The sequence below is a fragment of the Calothrix sp. PCC 6303 genome (assembly GCF_000317435.1).
Classification (GTDB): domain Bacteria; phylum Cyanobacteriota; class Cyanobacteriia; order Cyanobacteriales; family Nostocaceae; genus PCC-6303.
The window spans coordinates 3,046,091-3,065,812 of the sequence record NC_019751.1 but is presented as its reverse complement, the minus strand read 5'-3'; the positions used below and the strand labels follow the sequence as shown (position 1 = coordinate 3,065,812).

Below are 19,722 nucleotides of genomic sequence, written 5' to 3'. Positions count from 1 at the left end.
AAGGGAGTAAACAAGCGGGCGGGGAGAAAACAGTAATACAGCACTAATCCAGCAAATTCTTCTTGCCACACCATTAGCTGCTACTTCCAAGCTTAAAGCTTTCGCTTCAATCCATCACTAACAACACTCTCAGTACAAGTAGCGAAAATTATTCTTCAGATACCTTTCAAGACTATTGAAAGTTAATTTTATTTATTCCTTATGAGCTTAACGAGAATTAGTTGCTTTAGCAAGTGCCTGAATATATTAATAAGTTAACAACATCAATAATTCTATGATGAAAACTTATTTATCACTTCTTTGATGTGCTTCGTCCCAAGTTTTCTCCCTTGCCCCCTGCTAGAAAGCCCCTTTTCATTCTTTTGACACCAATGAGGGGGAGTATCTGTTGAGTACAAAGCAAACTCTAGATTTTTCGTTTTACTGAAAACAGTATTTTTATTTGTTCGACAAGTTCAAAATAGTAATGCAAGATGCTGTCATGCATATACCAGAGACAAATAAGATAATTGTCATATTTCTTAAATATGTCTCAATTTGTCAACTATAACTGATATTTTATTTCCTCAATGAAAATAATGTGTACACCCAGAGTAGCTTCTACATTACGAATGATTTTTGATGTAATTTGCTTGAATGGCAGGCTTTTGCCGGATTCAGTGGTGACCAAAATCTGTGGGATAACTCATGATTTACGTTTATATTCATTAATTTTTAGTTGAAATATATTCTCTACTATCTTGTGCCTAAGCTTAGTTCATATTATGATGACACTAAATTTACAGTTAATTGAGAATAAGTTGCTCTAAAAGCTGTTTACTTTAGTAACGGGTAAGTGACATTACGAGGTATGGGGAGATAAATGAAAAAAGACAAATTGTTTCAAAGCCTTCTATTGACAAGTGCATTTGTTCTTTTTGTTGGTACTTCTGCTCAAGGGAAGGAAGTACAAAAGGATAGAAGAGTCAAGACTTCTAGTCCAATGCTAGAGCAACTGATAGAGAATAAACTTCCGACCGTAGATGTCCAAAGTAACCCCCAAAAGTTTCAAAATTTTGAATCACGAATTAGAAATTCTTTAAATCAGACTAAGGGGAATCCAGTAGCTAAGAGTATTCCCCAACTGAGTGAAGTTCAATTTCCTGCAACTAACGCTGAAACTTTGCTACAAAGACCAGCAACTATCCTCACACAGGGAGGAACCCAGGAAAGTGCTGTATCAATTACGGGCGTGAAAGCAAATCCCACTGATAAAGGTGTGGAAATAATTTTAGAGACGAATTTGGGAGATAAGCTACAAGTCGCTAATCGGAGTACAGGTAATAGTTTTATTGCAGATATTACTGGTACACAGTTGCAATTAGCAAATGGGGATGCTTTTACATATCGCTCAGAAAAACCTCTTGCAGGAATTACAGAAATAACGGTTGTAAATCTTGATGCGAACACTGTGCAGGTGACAGTGGTAGGAGAGAATGCTTTACCTGTGGTTGAGTTATTTGATGATGATACAGGTTTAATTTTTGCAGTAGCTTCGACAGTGCAAACACAACCAGAATCAGATAAACCCACGAGTGAGACCCCACCAGAATCGAAACCAGAGCAACCAACGGCAGACAATAATGAACCAATCGAATTGGTGGTGACAGCAACTCGGACTGAAGAGGATATCCAAAATGTACCGCGTTCGGTAACTGTGATTAATCGGGAACAGATTGAGCAACAGGCAAAATTAAGCAGTAACTTGGCTGATATTCTGGCGAGAACGGTTCCTGGTTTTGGTTCACCTACCAATCGTACTGACATCTTTGGGCAAACTTTACGGGGTCGCAACATCTCGGTTTTGATTGATGGTGTTCCCCAGAATAACAATTTACAATCGATTTCAGCAGTCCTAACCACTATTGATCCCAGTGCAATTGAAAAGATTGAGGTGGTACGCGGACCAAATGCAATATACGGTGGTCAAGCCACTGGTGGTGTTGTCAATATTATTACGAAAAAACCCAATGGTCAGAGACTAATTTCCACGACAAATATTGGTTTAAATAGTTCTTTGACTCGTTCGGAGGATAGTTTTGGTTATAACCTTTCCCATCAAATTGCCGGAACGGAAGGTAAATTTGATTATACTTTTGGATTTTCTTTAAATACGACAGCAGGTTTTTATGACGCAGAAGGCGATCGCATTGCTAATTTTGCGGGTGATGACGATAGCACAAAAATCAATGCTTTAGCTAAGGTTGGAGTAGAATTGTCTCCTGATCAACGCTTACAGTTCACCTTCAATCACTTTAATCAGCAACAAGATACTAATTTTATTTCCGATCCATCTATCGACGATATTGATGGCATTGAGAAAGCTCGTGCATTGAAACTAGCGGAGGGAACAAATGTAATTGGTGCTGATGATGGGGCATTTCTGAATAATACTTTGCTCAGTCTCAATTACAATAATGAGAATATTTTTGGCAGTAAGCTTCAAGCTCAAGTTTATTATCGCAATTATGGTTTTGGGGGAGGAATTCCCGAAGACTTCTTGGGTGGAAGGCTAGATGCGATCGCTAAATCAGAAGGAGGGTCGGAACAATTAGGAGGTAGGTTACAAGTTGAGACCCCATTCAATTCTCGAAATACGGTTAGCGTACTTTGGGGTGTTGATTATCAAAATGAGCGTAGTTCTCAAAAATTCAATATTTTCGATCCCGTAGAATTTGAAGAATCAGGAGGTCTGACTTACCGCAAAATCGAAGAGCGGGTTTTTGTTCCGGAATACGATTTCAGTGAATTGGGTGTATTCGGTCAATTGCAATGGGATGTAAGTGATAGTTTCCGTTTGAGTGGTGGTTTACGTTATGTCAATATTGGCGTAAGTTTGGATGACTACATCACCGCAGAACTTCCCCGTCGGAACATTCAAGGGGGCGATCGCAGTTTTGATTCCACCGTATTTAATGCAGGCGCTGTCTACAAATTTACACCAGAAGTGAGCGTCTTTGCTAATTTTGCTCAAGGTTTCTCTGTTCCTGATTTAGGTCGTGTTTTCCGCAGACCTCCCGCAGGAGTTACGAATATTTTGAACTCTTTACAGCTAACTGAACCACAGAAAGTAGACAACTATGAAATAGGAATTCGTGGTCAGTGGGATAATTTCCAAGCATCCCTTTCTGGATTCTACAACTATTCTGCTCTAGGTTCAGCCTTTGACTTTAACCCAGATGCTGATGCTCTGGAGACAGTTCGCGCTCCCCAGCGAGTTTATGGTATTGAAGCTGCTGTTGATGTGCAACCATCTCCAGATTGGAAGGTGGGTGGTACGCTCACTTGGACAGAAGGTGAAAATGACGAGGACAATGATGGTAAATACTTAGCCTTGAATAGCATTATCGTTGCACCTCTAAAACTGACAGCTTACGTGGAAAATCAGACTCTCAAGGGTTGGAGAAACAGACTACAATTGCTTTACTCAGGAGATCGCGATCGCGCTTTTAATGATGCTGTAGAAGATGGCAAAATCAGTAATTACATCACAGTTGATTACATTAGTGGTATCAAAATAGGAAAGGGAGAATTGCAAATAGGAGTTCAAAATCTATTTAATAATCAGTATTTTCCAGTTTACTCTCAATATTTTGCGCCTTTCTTTGATAGTTCTAACTATCCTGGTCAAGGTAGAACTCTCAGCGTTGGATATCAAATCTCTTGGTAATTTTACGGAGGGATGCACAAATTTGGCGATTGTAATTAATGCGTACATTTATCATTATTTGGCTTGGTCAGCTAGCCTCAAATATTGGCAGTTATATGACCCACTTTGCAATTAAGATTTGGGCATGGGAACTGACTAATCAGGTGACTACAATCGCTTTATTCAGTGTTTTTGAAATCATTCCTAGTATTTTAATTACTTTAATATCAGGATCGATTGTAGACCGAGTAAATCGAAAATTTTTGTTGATAATTTCTGATTCTATTTCAGCAATATCAACTTTAATTATTGGTTATTTGTACTTTACTAACCAATTACAAATTTGGCATATTTATGCAACTGGTGCCTTGAATGGAACTTTTGCAGAAGTTCAATCCTTAGCATATTCCTCTTCAATTTCCATGCTAGTACCCAAACAAGATTATATGAAGGCTACTAGCATGAATTCTGCGATTCATTATAGTTCAGTAATCATTGCTCCAGCTTTAGCAGGTCTACTTTACTATTTAGTTGGTCTTGGAGGTATTTTATGTATTGATTTTGTGAGTTTTATCATTGGGATCGTCACCGTTTTTCAAGTACATATTCCCCAGCCGAAACCAACAGTTAATTCTCAAGAAAACGTCAGAATTTGGGAAGATATTATCTTTGGTTTTCGCTATTTGATGGCACGTCCTAGTCTTTTCGCTATGATTATCGTAGATTCTTTATTTTGGTTTGTTCATGATATTGGTGCAACCTTATATTCGCCGATGATTTTGACTCGCACAAAAAATGATACTAAAGTGTTAGGTACAATTTCTTCCGCTGCTGGACTAGGGGGGTTAATAGGGACTTTACTTTTAAGTATTTGGGGTCGTTCTAAAGGACGTGTTCATGGTTTTCTGCTAGGAATGATTGGTGCTGGAGTAAGTAAAAGCATATTTGGTTTCGGAAGAGGACTAGTTGTTTGGCTGCCTGCTCAATTTTGCTCCTCTCTGAATTTTCCTATGCTAACTAGTTCCAGTACAGCTATTTTGCTTAGTAAAGTTAGACCCGATATACAGGGACGGATATTTGCTACCCAATCTAGTATGCAACAGATTGCTTCAGCGATCGCTGTTTTTGCTGCTGCTTGGTTAAGCGATGGGGTATTTGAACCAGGAATGACACAAGGAGGTAATCTTTCCTATTTTTTTGGTAGTATATTCGGTACAGATAAGGGTTCAGGAATGGCACTTTTATATGTGATATCTTCGCTAGGTTTATTGCTAGTCGGTTTATTTGGGTATGCTTTTCCCAGCTTGCGAAATGTCGAAAAAATTGTACCCGACTATGATGCTGAATACAAATAAGCGTTGTATTTATAATGTATGGGAATTATGGAATTATGGAAAACTTTTTCTGTGCAGAAGAATCTCGTCAACTACAGGAAGATGTTATTGGTTGTGCATTAAATCGTCGATACTATATCTTAGTTGAACTTCCACCCCCTTGGACACCCCACCCTTTAGATTCTAAATCTCTCTCTCATAAATTCCAAGCTTTAAAAGCACAGATTAATTTGGAAATTGAGTTATCCATCAGACTAGTTTTTATTTATAATTCTGGATATTACGAAGCAGGATATAACCGTCTCATTATATATTTTCAACGGCAAGAGAGTGATTTATTTTACACAAAAAAAGAATTTTTATTATCAGATATTGAGAATGCAATCCCAATCGTGGAAAAGTGTATTAGAGGAGAACCCATAACGTCTGAATACCCCAATATCCCAGCTAGAGATATTTTAATTTGTACTCACGGCAGTCATGATAAATGTTGCGCTAAATATGGTAATCCGTTTTATCATCAAGCCTTGAAAACTTTAGAGGGTTTATCCATACCCAATGTCAGAATCTGGCAAAGCAGTCATTTTGGTGGACATCGTTTTGCACCGACTATGATAGACCTACCTGAGGCAAGATATTACGGTAGACTCGATCAAAAATCTTTTACTAATATTTTAACGAAAACTGGTGATATTCAAGTTTTTAAAAATGTTTACCGAGGTTGGGGTGTTTTGCCTTGGCAAGTTCAAATTCTCGAAAGAGAACTAATCTTAAAATATGACTGGGAATGGTTTAGTTATCAAGTCAAAGGTCAAGTAATTCAAAAAAATGAAGATGAAACTTCTAGTATAGTAGAAATATCCTTAGAAATATCAAATGGTATAGTTGAAACTTACAGATGCAACATTATTGAAGATGAAAGTAAAAACATCTTTTCACGGGGAGAGTGTAGCAATAGGGAAATAGAAAAAGTGCTGCAATTTAAGATTAATGAATTAGTAGGAGTTAAGTCACGTATTTTCTAGAAATTGATTAAAGACTGATAAAAAACAAGTAGTGAGTATGCTTTTCAACATTTATGAAAGTAATTATTTTAACTTTAAAAAATCTATTGTTTAATCCTTTTTGCAAATTTATAATTGCCTGTAAAGATAACTCTACAAATTTACCCATAGTAGCTATAATTTTATCTCTAATTCTTATTAGTTGTCGAACGAATATTTCAAATGACTCGGTATCAAGTTCTTCTGATCTAACTAGTCAAACAAGAGTTATTAAACATGCTTTGGGCGAAACAAAAGTACCCTTACATCCTCAGCGTGTCGTTGTTATAGGTGGCTTAGATAATGTATTAGCGTTGGGAGTAAAACCAATAGGTTCCACAACCATGGAGGGGAATAATTTTCCTAATTATCTGAAATATAAAACGGTAGGAATAAAAAAAATTGGTATGAATGGTCAACCTAATTTAGAGCAAATTTTATATTTAAAACCAGATTTAATTCTCGGTATATATTGGGATGCTGAATTATACAAACAACTATCTTATATAGCACCCACTGTTTTAGTCGATGGAGATATTGACTGGAAACGATGGTTAACACAATTTGCTGAGGCATTAGGTCAAACGCAAAAAGCTGAGACGCTACTGCGAGAGTATGAGCAAAGAATAGAAAACTTACGCACTAAAATAGATGAAAAATTTTTCCAAGATAAAGTGTCTGTAGTGAGTTTTTGGGCTAATTATACTCGTCTTTATATGAACTATTCATTTTGTGGTTCGATTCTTAAAGAAATAGGTTTATCCCGTCCTTCCTATCAAGACAAAGATAAAATTAACGAAAATATCTCATTAGAATTAATTCCTCAACTTGATGGCGATATTATTTTCTTAATCCTGGGGGGGGATAATCCATTAAAATTGAAACAATTCACTCATCATCCTCTGTGGTCACGCTTGCAAGCGGTTAAAGAAAGTCGAGTTTATTCAGTTACGGGAGAAACTTGGATTTCCGCATGGGGGATTATCGGTGCTAATCAAATTTTAGGCGATCTATTAAAGTATTTACCGTTACGTAGCATTTAGAGTGGATAAAATACATCTGACTGCTTAACAGAAACATAAAACGTTATGGTTCCATCCAAATATATCTAGTATAAGAATTCAAGGTGTTAAGTTTAAACTAAGAAAATAGAGTTAGATATAGTCAAACTTGGTTATCCCAGTTTGCTGTTTCTCGTATAAATCAGATCTCTGTACAGGACAAAAAATAGAGAAAAAGCTTGCAAAGATTACAGAGAAAGGGCTTCATCGAAAGTTACCACACAATCAAAGAAACCCCCATGAACCAGATTAACTTATTACGAGACACACTAAAACCATACTTAGGATGGCATGGAGCGCGTTTAAGCTTTTTAGCGTTATTTTTAATCTCCTTATTAAGAGTAAAGACAGTAAACTTGGTAGAATTAGCAACTGGTTTTCGCAACTGTGCCAAAAATGAATCGAATTATAAGCGAATGATTAAGGTTTTTCCGAGATTTTGATGTAGATTATGCACTCATCGCCAAAATGATTGTAAAAATCATAAACATTGGACCTCTTGCACAAATGTTTTATGGTGGGATAAGGGGTTTGCCAAGACGCATCTTGACGAAATATGCAATACGAACAAAGCAAAATCTTGACGGACAGAGAATTTAAACGCTCGTTTGGAGTAAGAAGAAAGACTTTTAATGAAATGGTAGGTGTGATGGGGCGGTACATCAAACTCAAGAAAACTTCAGGTAGCCCAAAATTAAGTAGAGAAGATCAGATTCTGCCGGCTCTACAGTATTGGCGAGAATATCGCACTTACTTTCATATAGCAAGTGATTGGGGTGTGTCGGAATCGACAGTCTGCCGAACTGTTCATAAAGTCGAAAATACCTTAATTCGTTCGTGAAGGTTCACTCTTCCAGGAAAAAAGTCTCTTCTACAAGAGAAGAATCCGGAAACTGTAGCCTTTGATGTGACTGAATCACCAATTGAACGTCCCAAATATGGGCAGAAGCGATTTTACAGTGGAAAAAAGAAACAGCACACTTTGAAATCACAAATCATCGTTGATGTAAGTACAGGTGTAATTATTTGCACTGCTCATGGTCAGGGTAAACATCATGATTTTCGTTTATTCAAAAATAGTCAAGTGCGCTTTCATCCGAAAACTTTAGGATTGGCAGATCTTGGTTATCAAGGGATCACTAAACTTCATCCCAAAAGCAAAATTCCTAAAAAGAAACCGAAAGCTGCCGAACATAGAAGACAAGGGTTTTAATCGTCAGTTAGCTCAACATCGAGTCATTAGTGAGCATATCAATCGTTCCTTAAAAATTTTTAAGATTCTTCGTGAGCGTTATCGTAATCGTCGTCGGCGATTTGGGCTGCGTTGTAATCTGATTGCTGCACTCTACAATTACGAGCTTCAGCTTACCGGATGAGCTTTCAACAATTCTGGTTTTATCAAACCCCCTAGCTTACCATAAAATATTTCTGCAAGAGTTCTAATGAAGCTAAAGAGGCTTTAACTTTAGCAAGGCTGAGATTTAACGCGGGTGTGGGTACTCAGACAGACGTTATTGCATCTGAAACTGAGCTTACCAGGTCTGAGGGTAATCGGATTAGGGCTATATTGGATTACAATCGCGCTTTAGGCGGTTTGCAAAGGGCTGTTAGTGGTGGTTCCTTACTTCTACCGAGGCGTAGATAAGCTGCTACGCAGCTAAATCATATAAATTCAAAAATCATAACCTTTGTGGTGCGGGCATCTTGCCCGCTTTAAATATACAAAGTAGCTGCTTAACAGCTTATGGGGGTGATAAACCGAAGGCTTTACGCAGAACATATCGCTCTTGGCTGATTTTGCTTAATCTATCTGACAATAGGATTTCACTGACCCTAAAGAATAAATGATTGTAATTCCAATAAATCGTTACAACCAAGTAATTTCCAGGATATGGGTATTGAATGCGATGTCTCCTAAGAAGCCCAACTTCCAGAAGCCACTTCCTGTCTACTTCTAGGGTAGGAGTATGACATTCCAAATGCTCCCTAATTTGCATCCCTACAGCATATCCCAGCAATGGAGGCACAGAATTACCTATTTCCCGATGAGCATGAAGTATTCCCTCGCTGAAATTAAACCAATCGGGGTAACTATGCAAACGTGCAGCTTCCCTAACTGATATAACCCGTGGTTCACAAGGATGAATCGGACGCAATGCAGTGCGATTTCCACTACCTGCTCGTAACGTGACACACAAACCATCCCATTCGAGTTTCTTGGCTCTGGATTTAGCTTCCCTCGCACCTGGGGGAGTATTGATAAATTGCTGAATTACTTCTGATGCATGTGTCGTTGCTGCAAATCCCGTTATTTCGTTGCTTATTACGCCTGGATTGGGAAATATTTCATCAAGATACCGGACATATTCTCCCTTTTCCCAATCGGGTGAGACAACTTGAGTGTTTTGTTTAGGGAGTAGGGGAAGTGGTAATAAGTCACTTATTGCATCCCGAACATTAGTTTAAGCAAACCAATTTATATACTGCTGTCAAACAGTGATAGTATCCCCAATTTTGATCAAATTGGGGATACTATTTTGTGAAAATTAATTAAAAATTAAAATTAATATAATCTAAATCTAGCAATCCCAATCGACATTGGAGTGCTATTAGGATCAAATTTGGCGAACAAACGATAAACGGGACCATTCCCTTGAGTAACTCGCTCGATATTTTTAATATCAATTTCTAATTCACTACCGGGAGCGATAGATTCAGGAAAATTTAGCTCGATATTCTGATCTTTAATAGATACATTAGCATTAACTTTCTTCCCACTTTTATCAGTTACAACCACATCCTTAGTTTTATTGCTCCACTTTACAACTTCTGGAACTTGAATCATAATTTGAGAAATTTGCTTACTATTGTTAGGATTGCTGATTTCAAAAGTGTGTCTAACTATATCGGCACGAGTTGGGGGAAAACTGTTATTAGCGCTGATATAGGGTAATGTGCCATTTTCATTGGCACTAGCATGACTATTAGGAACGAATAATCCAGTTGTCGCAGTCAGTACAAAAGCTAAAAATAGTGTTTTTTTCATAATTAAGTTTTTCTTCACAACACGAATAATTAAGCTGTCTAATCCGTAAAATCAACTCATATACCTAATTTGACAGCTTGGGATGAAATTTGGATGAAATTTTGGAGTTAACGCATTAATCAATACATTGGTTTTACTTATATTTGTAATAGACTACAGCTATAGTAATTTTTAGTTGGGTGGAACCGATGCACTAGTTAAGTATTTTTTAGCCGCGTTAAAATTTCATCCTAATTTCATCCGATTCTGTCAAGCTATTAAGAGCATTATTTTTACTAGTTATGAAGATATTATTAGTTGAAGACGAACCAGATTTAGGTGCATCGATTCAACGGAAGTTACATCAGGAAAAATATATTGTTGATTGGGTTCAAGATGGAGATGAGGCTTGGTGTTGTCTAGATAATAATTGGACGGAGTATACTTTAGCGATATTCGATTGGTTGTTACCGGGAATGTCGGGTATAGAATTATGCAAGCGTTTACGTCTTCGTAGTCATTCTTTACCTGTTTTAATGCTAACTGCAAAAGATAGTATGAATGATAAGGTAATTGGTTTAGATGCAGGTGCTGATGATTACTTAACAAAGCCATTTGGGATGGCAGAGTTATTAGCGCGATTACGAGCATTACAACGTCGTTCTCCAAATTTTCAATCTTCAGAATTGCGAGTTGGAAAGTTGATTTTAGACTATGCTAACTATGCTGTTTGCTATGAAAGTATTGATGGCAATAAAAGAATAATTAATTTAACTAAAAAAGAATTTCATCTAATGGAATATTTTATGAAGCATCCCAATACTATAGTTAATCGTGACCAAATATTGAATCACATTTATAGTTTTAGTACAGAGAGAGTTAGTAATGTAGTTGCAGCACAAGTCAGACTTTTGCGACGCAAGCTATCAGAATATAATTGCGATCGCGTAATTGAAACTATCCCTAGTATGGGTTATCGTTTCAATCCTGATGATGGCAATAAAATGTAAAATCAATGCAAATAAAGCTTTTTGATAAAACTCGTTGGCGACTTGCAGCTTGGTATGCAGGAGTAATGGCTGTTATTCTTGCTATTTGTGGTTTCAGTGTATATCAGGTGATGATTCAAGCTTATTTAGTTTCCATTGATAGAGAATTAGAATCTGTCACGGGAACTCTACATAATGTTATCGAACCAAGTTTAAAACAACCAGCTAAGATTGAGCCAATTATTGAGTTAATTTTACCTAATCTTTGTTTGGCTAATTCGGATTGTCCTAATTCAAATCATTCTAAATATCAAAAATTTTTGCATAGAGAACATGGGATGTTTAGTAGTGTTTATCAAGATAAACAATATTACATTCGTTTTGTCGATATTTCAGATAAATTAATTGCAGTAGCTGGATTTAATCCGCAAGAACTACCGCAAGCTTTCAATTCAAAAACTTGGCAAACCCTCAAAGATCCCCAAGGTAATCGCTATAGTCAAAAGTCGATATTATTATATACACAAAGTAATCAAAATTGGGGCTATATTCAAGTTGGTAGAAGCCTCAAAGAATTGGATAATCGCATCTTCAGTTTCAAAATATTTTTTGTGATCGCATTACCGATCGGTGTAATTTTAGTAGGTGGTTCGAGTTGGTGGTTAGCGGGTTTGGCAATGCAACCGATTGACAAATCCTACAAACAAATGCAGCAATTTACCTCCGACGCATCGCACGAATTACGCACACCTTTAGCAGCAATTAATGCTACTGTTGAAACTATACTTGATTTAGAATATTTATCTGAACAGGAAGCAAGAGAAACTTTAAGATTGATTAAACGTCAAAATAATCGACTTGCAGAATTAGTCCAAGATTTATTACTATTATCGAGATTTGACCAAAAAACTCAAGTTGTACAAAAAGAATCTTGTTGTCTCAACGATTTAATTAATGATTTGCTGGAAGAATTTTCGGATTTAGCAAATAATACTGATTTACAACTAACATCTTCATTAGAATATTCCCAACCTTTACATGTGTTAGGAGATGAAGACCAAATTTTACGTCTATTTTCCAACCTAATTGCAAATGCAATTCAATATACCCCTGCTGGTGGTTATGTAAATGTCACCCTCAAGCGCAACAACGATGATGCTGTGGTAGAAGTGCGAGATACGGGTATTGGTATCCCATCAGAGGAATTTCCACGAATTTTTGACAGATTTTACCGTGTTGATAGTAACCGTTCCCGCAGCACAGGTGGTTCGGGACTGGGTTTAGCCATAGCAAAAGCGATCGCGCAAGCAAATGGAGGCAGTATCGAAGTCCAAAGTCAACTCAGTAAGGGTAGCACTTTTATTGTGCGATTACCTGTTTTCAGTGCTGAGTGATAAGTAAATGCTTGAAATATGAAGTAAGTATTAAAAGATACTAAGTTTTTATATATTACTTGACTTTTACCTGCGACATATGAAGTAAGTATTAAAAGATACTAAGTTTTTATATATTACTTGACTTTTACCTGCGACATATAAGTATAATCTGACTAATTTCTTGATAATAGTTCTTATTAAAAAACCTTAAAAGTTTATGGTAGGTCGTTATTTGACTACAGCACTTCCGGCTATTACATAATACAGTTTTTCTTCTTGTCCCTCTCCTACTCATAGTTTTCAGCTTTGAGTGTGTACCTCATAGCTGCCGGAAGTGCTGTAAAAATTAGTGAATATTTTATTATTAGTATTTACGAATTAGTGAATTGAGTAATTAAAACTTCGACTTCGCTCAGTTTTTACGTCGAGCGTTTCTCGGTTGTACTCAGTCGTAGCCAAGACGTTCATTTTTATCATCATAAATTTCATCCAAATTTCATTAATTTTTGTCAACGTAGTAGTTAGAGATAACCTTTTTACAAATCATGCTTACTTCACAAAAATCTAACCAATCATTACAAAAACAAGAATTTAATTTCAAGGTGCTGCTAGTTGAGGATGAACCCGACATTGGTGCAGCACTCAAACGGGTATTAAAACAGCAAAACTATTTAGTTGACTGGGTGAAAGATGGGACTGAAGCTTGGATACATCTGGAGAACCAACAGGTTGAGTATGCATTTGCTATTTTTGATTGGATGTTACCTGGTGTGACAGGTTTGGAGTTGTGCAAGCGATTACGGAAACATAATAACCCTCTCCCTATCTTGCTGCTGACAGCTAGAGATAGGATCGAAGATAAAATTGCAGGTTTGGATGCAGGTGCTGATGATTACCTGGTAAAACCATTTAATATGGTGGAACTGGTATCGCGTTTACAAGCGTTACAACGACGTTTCGGAAATTTGGAATCGTCTCAACTTACTGTTGGTAATTTAACTCTTGATTACTGTAGTAATACGGTGATATGTGAAAATTCGGCTTTGGCAAGAGGAGAAATTTACCTTACCAATAAAGAACTTCACGTTTTGGAATATTTAATGAAGCATCCAACCCAGGTTATCTCTAGCGAACAAATTCGTACTCATCTACGACAGTTGCACTCAGAAAGTTGTAGTTGTGTGGTGTCTACTCACATCCGAATCCTGCGGGAAAAACTGAGCGAGTGCATTAATCCAATTGAGACTATACATGGTTTAGGATATCGTTTTAATCTGATGGATGAATCGACATAATTTTTGGACTTAGATTCAGTGACACAAATTTCATCTTGATTTCATTTTGCCAAGGCAGACTTAATATTAAGACGTTGACGGTGATGAACGGTTTCTACGAACATCAGCAGTAATTACCGAACATCTACTTGACTCTCCACTTAACTGTAGTATCGAGAATAATATTTAAGTCTATATAAATTCCTTGGAAATTGGATCTATGAAACTTCCCTCATTAAAAACGACTTCTTTGGCTTTAGCGAAGCTTGCGCGACGTGAGTCGTTCGCACTCATTACCGCAACCATTCTAATAACGGCTTGTTCTAGTACAAGACAAAGTGACAAGCAAACCCAAGCTTCAAACACCACCACCGAAGTATCGAATAAACAGCATGGTGGCATGAACCATGAGGGTATGCAGCATGGCAATATGAGTCACAATATGGATTTGGGTGCTGCTGATGCAAACTACGATTTACGATTTATTGATGGGATGATTCCCCACCATGAAGGTGCTGTAGTCATGGCAAAAGAAGCTTTAAATAAATCAAAGCGTCCAGAAATTCTCAAGCTGGCAAATGAAATTATTAAAGCTCAAGACAAAGAAATCAAGGAACTCAAGCAATGGCGTAAGGGTTGGTATCCAAAAGCACCGGAAGAGGCACAAGCTTGGCACACAGAAATGAAACACATGATGGCAATGTCTCCCGAACAGATGAAAATGATGCGGATGGACATGGATTTGGGTGCAGCCGACACTGAGTTTGATTTGCGGTTTATCAATGCGATGATTCCCCACCACGAAGGGGCTGTAATGATGGCGAAGGATGCTTTAAATAAATCAAAGCGAGTTGAGATCAAAAAACTCGCAACTGCGATTATTTCGTCTCAGGAAGGCGAGATTAAGCAAATGCAACAATGGCGACAAACTTGGTATAAAAAGTAAGTGAATTATGGGAGCCATACTTCTTTGGAGTTACTCAGTGGTAGAGCGACAGGCTACGCTATGTGAATGCGTTATCAGGAAACTTCAAGAATGCTCCCATTACCAATAGCTAGTAACCTCACGAACAGAGTTACTATGCTACGGCGACTTGCTTCATAGCTTTTGCTGTCATCATTCCCCAAAACCAATCGATTTTATATCGTTCAATAACGACTTCATCAAGCCCAGCATCTTGCAACATATTCTGACATTCAGAAACTCGGTATGTACGAAAATGAGCGCGATTGAACATACGAAGCGCGAGGTCTAAAATCTGACAAGTTCGATAGTCATGACACCAATCGGTGATGAGAAGAAAACCTCCAGGTTTAAGAACCCTCTGCATTTCCTGAATAGCTAGATCGGGATTGGGAAAGTAATGGAAAGCACTGGTAGAGATTAAAACATCGAAACTGTTGCTTGAAAATGGAATACTGGTTGCGCTACCAACTTTTAAATCGATTGCAGCAGGTAGCTTTTGCCTAGCGACGTTTAACATCTCAGCAGAAGGGTCGAGTCCAACTATCTCTGTTTCTGGAGCAACTTTCAGCAAATTTTGAATCAGCGTACCTGTACCGCAACCGAGGTCTAAAATTCGATCTCCTGAATGGATATCCAGACGACTCAGCGTTGCCTGAATTGTAGCTTCAATATAAAACGACCAACGGCGATCGTACTTATGAGCAATGCGAGAATACTCTTGTTGAACAGGATCGAGTTCTGTCATCATTTTTAAGTCAAGCTTATTTGAGTTGCTTCAAACTTAACATTTTCGAGGATAGCCTACTTGACCTCCTCCCACCGCTATATCGCTACTCCGATATAGCGGGGGATTCCCCAAACATCGCTATTTGGGTTTCCGCTTCGGGTTTCTCGATAATGTCGCGCAAGCTTCGCAGATAGAAAAACTCGCAATCGAGATTCAGCAAATACAGCAAATAAAGTAAATCATTGCTACCAGAAAAAATTATTAGTCTACTGCATCCAAATTTCATCCTAATTTCATTCTCCCGTGACAAACTGTGAAGTATGTGGTTAAGTTTTTTTAACCATTGTGGGATTTAAATTCGCTGTTTATAAAAGGAATCTCTGGACGATGCAACAGCTTAACCTAACCAAAAATCGAATAATATCACTTTGTCGCGTTTCTTCTGCCATCCTCAGTGTATTACTGCTAACAGCACCCACCGTAGTATTTGCAGGTGCGGGACACGACCATAGTGGTGCAAGTTCTTTTCAGGGGGGAAGCGATGCCAATAGTTCAGTAAATGTAGATACGGAAACAGCCCAACGGTTAGGTATCAAAACAGAAGCAGTTAAAAGGCAACCTTTAGCTTTAGGAATCAAAACCACCGGACAAATCGAAACTTTGCCCAACCAAAAAGTGGAAGTGACAACACCAATTCAAGGCGCGAAAGTAGTAGAATTATTGGTGGAACCAGGTGCAGTTGTCACCAAAGGTCAACCCGTTGCCGTCGTCACCAGTCCCGATTTAGTAGATTTGCGCGTCACCTCTCAAGAAAAACGCGCCGATGCGATCGCATCTCTACAACAAGCACAAACTGACTTGAAATTAGCCCAGCAAAATTATCAAAGATATTTACAGATAACTGATGCAGAGGTCAAACAAGCCCAAAGTCAGATGGCATTTGCCCAGGAAAAATATAGTAAAGATCAGCAACTTGCAACAGAGGGTGCTTTACCCCGTCGCACTGCTTTAGAATCCCAGACTCAACTTGCAGAAGCACAAGCTAAATACACCACAGCAAACAGCAAACGGGAAGTTATCGAAGCGGAGGCACAAATTAAACGTGCCCAATCTGCGGTGCAAGTAGCACAGGAACGGTTACGTCTCAGCGATTCTACTTATAATACCCGACTACAGCAACTAGGAAATCGTTCTAATTCCAAGGGATTAGTAACTATAACCGCTCCCATCTCCGGTAAAGTTGCTGACAGAGAAGTCACAATCGGACAAACATTTAATGATGCAGGTGGGAAATTGATGACGATTGTCAACGACAGTCAGGTGTTTGCCACAGCCAATATTTACGAGAAAGATTTGGGTCAAGTTAAAACTGATGAAAGGGTAAATTTAAGAGTTGCGAGTTTAAGCGAACGCATATTTACAGGCAGAATTACCCGCATTGGTACATCAGTGCAGGGTGAGACGCGAGTAGTACCCGTCCAAGCTGCGATCGCTAATCCAGGGGGACTACTCAAACCTGGGATGTTTGCCGAATTAGAGGTTTTGACGGGTCAGCAGTCCACAGCAACTTTAGTAGTTCCTGCATCAGCAGTAGTCGATACTAATGGGAAAAAATCAGTCTACATCCAAAATGGTAATGCCTATCAAGCAGCAGAAGTGACATTGGGACAAACATCCGGTGACATGGTGGAGGTGAAGACTGGTTTATTTGAGGGTGATATTATTGTTACTCAGCGTGCAACTCAACTTTATGCCCAATCTTTGCGGGGTGGAAGTAAAAAAGCAAAGGATAATCATGGGGAAGAAGGGGATAAGCACGAAGAGGAAACCCAGGTTAAAGGTAACTTGCCTGCACCTTGGTGGTTATTAGCAGCAGGAGGGAGTACAGTTATTGCTGTTGCTGGTTTTGCTGCTGGTAATTTTTGGTCGTCTCGTCGTCAGCGTCAAGATTTAGTGACGGTTGGGGATATAAATGGCTTTAGTTATGAGGCTGAGGTGTACTTAGATAACCACAACCATCAGCAACCGAGTTTATTGGGTGCGTCTGTGGTAGATAAGGGAGAGAAAGAGGATAAAATATCTTAAATATCGGGGGGAAATGCTGCTTGGGCAGATGAAATTTTGAAACAGAAAGGATTGAGGTAAGTTTAAAGATTGTGCAACAAACCTATAGTTTACAGGTGCGATCGCAACACCAAACCAACATGTTTCAAGGAATCACAGAAACATTATCGATTTTAATCGCATTCTTAAGTAAGAACCACTTTAGGTTTAATTTGTCACAACAGCAAATTAAGGTATTGTAACACTACAAAAATTGTTAAGCAGTAAAAAATTACTCAACAAGAAGGTAATAATCAATAACTTGTTTAAGTCCATTAATCTCCTTATTTCCAAACTTATCTAAGTTTTTTCTAAAAGGTAACCAATATGGCTGTATGGAACCACTAAGCTCAATAGATTTCTTGAATAAATGCTTAAAAATATTATTACATGCGAATGAATGATATATTTGATCATTGTCACAGAATCCTTTCAGGATAGATTCCCATTGTGTATCGCTGAGAGAATCTGCTATTTCCGATAATATAGAAGCATTTGATTCAGCATTATTATATGAGGAAGAAGACCTAAACTTACTTACTATTTGGGGAATATTTTCTTTTAATATAGGTTGAATTAGCTCCTCTAATAAATCATCACTATATTTTGACTTCATTAGTATTAATTCATCAAATCCAGATTTTTTACATAACCTTACAACGCAAGTATTCAGCATTTCAATAACCTTTTCTAGATTCCTGCAAGATAATGAACACAAATAAGATTCACGCACTTCAAATAACTTTTCTAAAGAAGCATTCTCTAGTAAGTACAGCAGTCGTTGCTCAGTAATTTTTAACAACTTTTCTTCCTGCGTAATTTGCGATAATTCTTCTAATAATTCTTCTAAAAAAGCTTCCTTAATTGTCTCAGCCAAATATAAATTAATTTTATCATTCAAAGAATTATTATTCTTTGATTTCATTGCAATTAAGTTATCAAAACTAGCTTTTGGTATTGCTTTTTCTAAGATGGGTTGTATTATTTTACTAACTAAATTTTCTTGTAATTTCTTTTCAGAAAATTCATTGAAAGATAGTAGTTTGTTCAGAGTAAGGCTTTGAAGTTTAATAGATATAGCTTCTTTTAAAAAAGCTATATGAAAGGCTTCTAAAAATACTTCTGCATTTTTTTCTGACAAAGAGCCGTATCTTGATGCATCAAATATGTTAAGCTTTTCTATAAAAGCTACCGCTTTTAATTGGCATAGCTCAGTAAGAGTATCCCAAGTTTTGATATGACCAAGGTAGATAATTACATTATCCCAATGATTATCTTGAACTTTGTTAATAATAATATCAGACAATTTTTCATTTAATATTTCTCTTGTTTGCTCAGGGTACATGCTTGATATTGCATGTATTGCTGAGAATTGACGCGCTCTTTCGTCTTCAGGAAGATTTTCTGTCAACAAGCTTATTGTTAGTCCGAGAATAACGTCTTTAATCAGAGCCAAACGAGCGCGAGCTAACGGACTTTTTTGGAAATATTTTATCGCCAGTTCTGGAACTGTTGGAAAATACTCAGATTTAATATCTTGAAAAACTCTGTCACGGGCAGCACGACCTTGAACTGGTGGTCTTTCTAAAAGGTGTGTAACTGCGCTTCTTAAATGATAGCGTGCCAATTCTGCTGTAGCTTCAAATGGTTCTTCTAAAGATGTCATAGAAGGATGAGCGCATCGGCTTCTATCCTCAAATAATCTTTCAATATCGGACATCTCGACAATCGAAATTAGTTCAAATGGCTTGAGTGCTTTCTTGGGAATATCTGACTCAAACTGCCAAAGCTCTTTAACTTTTTTTTCTGAACTAAGCTTCTCAAAGTGTTCTAACAATTGTGAGGCTTCTTTATCTCCCAGAAGCTCTAATTCTCTCAATTTATGAAGAAAATCAAATACAACAGCATTCCATATTGCGACAATGCAAGAACGGTAGGCTCCAACTTTGTAACAGGCAACTGCTTCTTGAATAAATTTTTTAGCCTGCTTATCTCTACAACGTACTATTAATTCGTCTAAATCAATGAAAGCTTCGTACATAGCTTTGAGGGTCTAACATACTTAATCTTGAGTATATTAACGTACATTTAATTCTTATGCACAAAAAATTAAAATCCTCCTTAAACTTATCACT

Annotated in this window: 14 protein-coding genes and 2 pseudogenes; 12 read left to right on the top strand and 4 right to left on the bottom strand. The window is 37.6% G+C overall.

What is annotated here, in order from left to right:
- Window positions 1-862 precede the first annotated feature (862 nt).
- The 6 genes and pseudogenes from CAL6303_RS12655 to CAL6303_RS29215 form a co-directional block, all read left to right on the top strand.
- The gene (locus CAL6303_RS12655; protein WP_015198211.1) at window positions 863-3,709 is read left to right on the top strand and encodes a TonB-dependent receptor domain-containing protein; all 2,847 of its coding nucleotides are present in this window, start codon (window positions 863-865) and stop codon (window positions 3,707-3,709) included.
- Between the two features lie 38 nt (window positions 3,710-3,747).
- A complete protein-coding gene (locus tag CAL6303_RS12650; RefSeq protein WP_015198210.1) occupies window positions 3,748-5,043 on the top strand; it encodes an MFS transporter in 1,296 nt (431 codons plus the stop codon).
- A 35-nt stretch (window positions 5,044-5,078) separates the two neighbouring features.
- Entirely contained in the window at window positions 5,079-6,047 is a 969-nt protein-coding gene (locus tag CAL6303_RS12645) for a sucrase ferredoxin (RefSeq protein WP_041740509.1), read from the top strand.
- Window positions 6,048-6,100: 53 nt separating this feature from the next.
- Window positions 6,101-7,108, top strand: coding sequence for an iron-siderophore ABC transporter substrate-binding protein (locus CAL6303_RS12640; protein WP_015198208.1), 1,008 nt, complete (start codon window positions 6,101-6,103; stop codon window positions 7,106-7,108).
- Window positions 7,109-7,682: 574 nt separating this feature from the next.
- Window positions 7,683-8,502: pseudogene (locus CAL6303_RS29220) on the top strand (IS5 family transposase).
- A 68-nt stretch (window positions 8,503-8,570) separates the two neighbouring features.
- A pseudogene (locus tag CAL6303_RS29215) lies at window positions 8,571-8,771 on the top strand (TolC family protein); the annotation flags it as partial.
- 97 nt (window positions 8,772-8,868) lie between these two features.
- Here the strand turns inward: CAL6303_RS29215 and CAL6303_RS31110 are convergent.
- Together CAL6303_RS31110 and CAL6303_RS12615 are read right to left on the bottom strand one after the other, a co-directional pair.
- Window positions 8,869-9,324, bottom strand: a complete 456-nt coding sequence (locus tag CAL6303_RS31110) for a DNA cytosine methyltransferase (protein WP_238993805.1) — start codon at window positions 9,322-9,324, stop codon at window positions 8,869-8,871.
- A gap of 365 nt (window positions 9,325-9,689) precedes the next feature.
- Window positions 9,690-10,172 (bottom strand): DUF2808 domain-containing protein, encoded by a 483-nt coding sequence (locus tag CAL6303_RS12615; RefSeq protein ID WP_015198207.1) that lies wholly within the window; start codon window positions 10,170-10,172, stop codon window positions 9,690-9,692.
- Window positions 10,173-10,453: 281 nt separating this feature from the next.
- On the opposite strand from CAL6303_RS12615, the gene rppA (CAL6303_RS12610) reads away from it, so the two are divergent.
- The 4 genes from rppA (CAL6303_RS12610) to CAL6303_RS12595 all read left to right on the top strand — a co-directional run bounded on the left by rppA (CAL6303_RS12610) (window position 10,454) and on the right by CAL6303_RS12595 (window position 14,736).
- Window positions 10,454-11,161 (top strand): two-component system response regulator RppA, encoded by a 708-nt coding sequence (gene rppA / locus CAL6303_RS12610; RefSeq protein ID WP_015198206.1) that lies wholly within the window; start codon window positions 10,454-10,456, stop codon window positions 11,159-11,161.
- Window positions 11,162-11,166: 5 nt separating this feature from the next.
- Window positions 11,167-12,534, top strand: coding sequence for a two-component system sensor histidine kinase RppB (gene rppB / locus CAL6303_RS12605; protein ID WP_015198205.1), 1,368 nt, complete (start codon window positions 11,167-11,169; stop codon window positions 12,532-12,534).
- Between the two features lie 527 nt (window positions 12,535-13,061).
- Window positions 13,062-13,811, top strand: coding sequence for a two-component system response regulator RppA (gene rppA / locus CAL6303_RS12600; protein ID WP_015198204.1), 750 nt, complete (start codon window positions 13,062-13,064; stop codon window positions 13,809-13,811).
- Between the two features lie 199 nt (window positions 13,812-14,010).
- Window positions 14,011-14,736, top strand: a complete 726-nt coding sequence (locus tag CAL6303_RS12595; RefSeq protein ID WP_015198203.1) for a DUF305 domain-containing protein — start codon at window positions 14,011-14,013, stop codon at window positions 14,734-14,736.
- Between the two features lie 133 nt (window positions 14,737-14,869).
- Here the strand turns inward: CAL6303_RS12595 and CAL6303_RS12590 are convergent, their stop codons facing one another.
- Window positions 14,870-15,505, bottom strand: a complete 636-nt coding sequence (locus CAL6303_RS12590; protein WP_015198202.1) for a class I SAM-dependent methyltransferase — start codon at window positions 15,503-15,505, stop codon at window positions 14,870-14,872.
- Window positions 15,506-15,871: 366 nt separating this feature from the next.
- On the opposite strand from CAL6303_RS12590, the gene CAL6303_RS12580 reads away from it, so the two are divergent.
- On the top strand, window positions 15,872-17,569 hold the full coding sequence (locus tag CAL6303_RS12580; RefSeq protein ID WP_015198201.1) for an efflux RND transporter periplasmic adaptor subunit: 1,698 nt from the start codon (window positions 15,872-15,874) through the stop codon (window positions 17,567-17,569).
- 71 nt (window positions 17,570-17,640) lie between these two features.
- The gene (locus CAL6303_RS30320) at window positions 17,641-17,790 is read left to right on the top strand and encodes a hypothetical protein (RefSeq protein ID WP_158333145.1); all 150 of its coding nucleotides are present in this window, start codon (window positions 17,641-17,643) and stop codon (window positions 17,788-17,790) included.
- A 29-nt stretch (window positions 17,791-17,819) separates the two neighbouring features.
- On the opposite strand, the gene CAL6303_RS12575 is transcribed toward CAL6303_RS30320, so the two are convergent.
- Window positions 17,820-19,628, bottom strand: coding sequence for a hypothetical protein (locus CAL6303_RS12575; RefSeq protein WP_015198200.1), 1,809 nt, complete (start codon window positions 19,626-19,628; stop codon window positions 17,820-17,822).
- Window positions 19,629-19,722 lie beyond the last annotated feature (94 nt).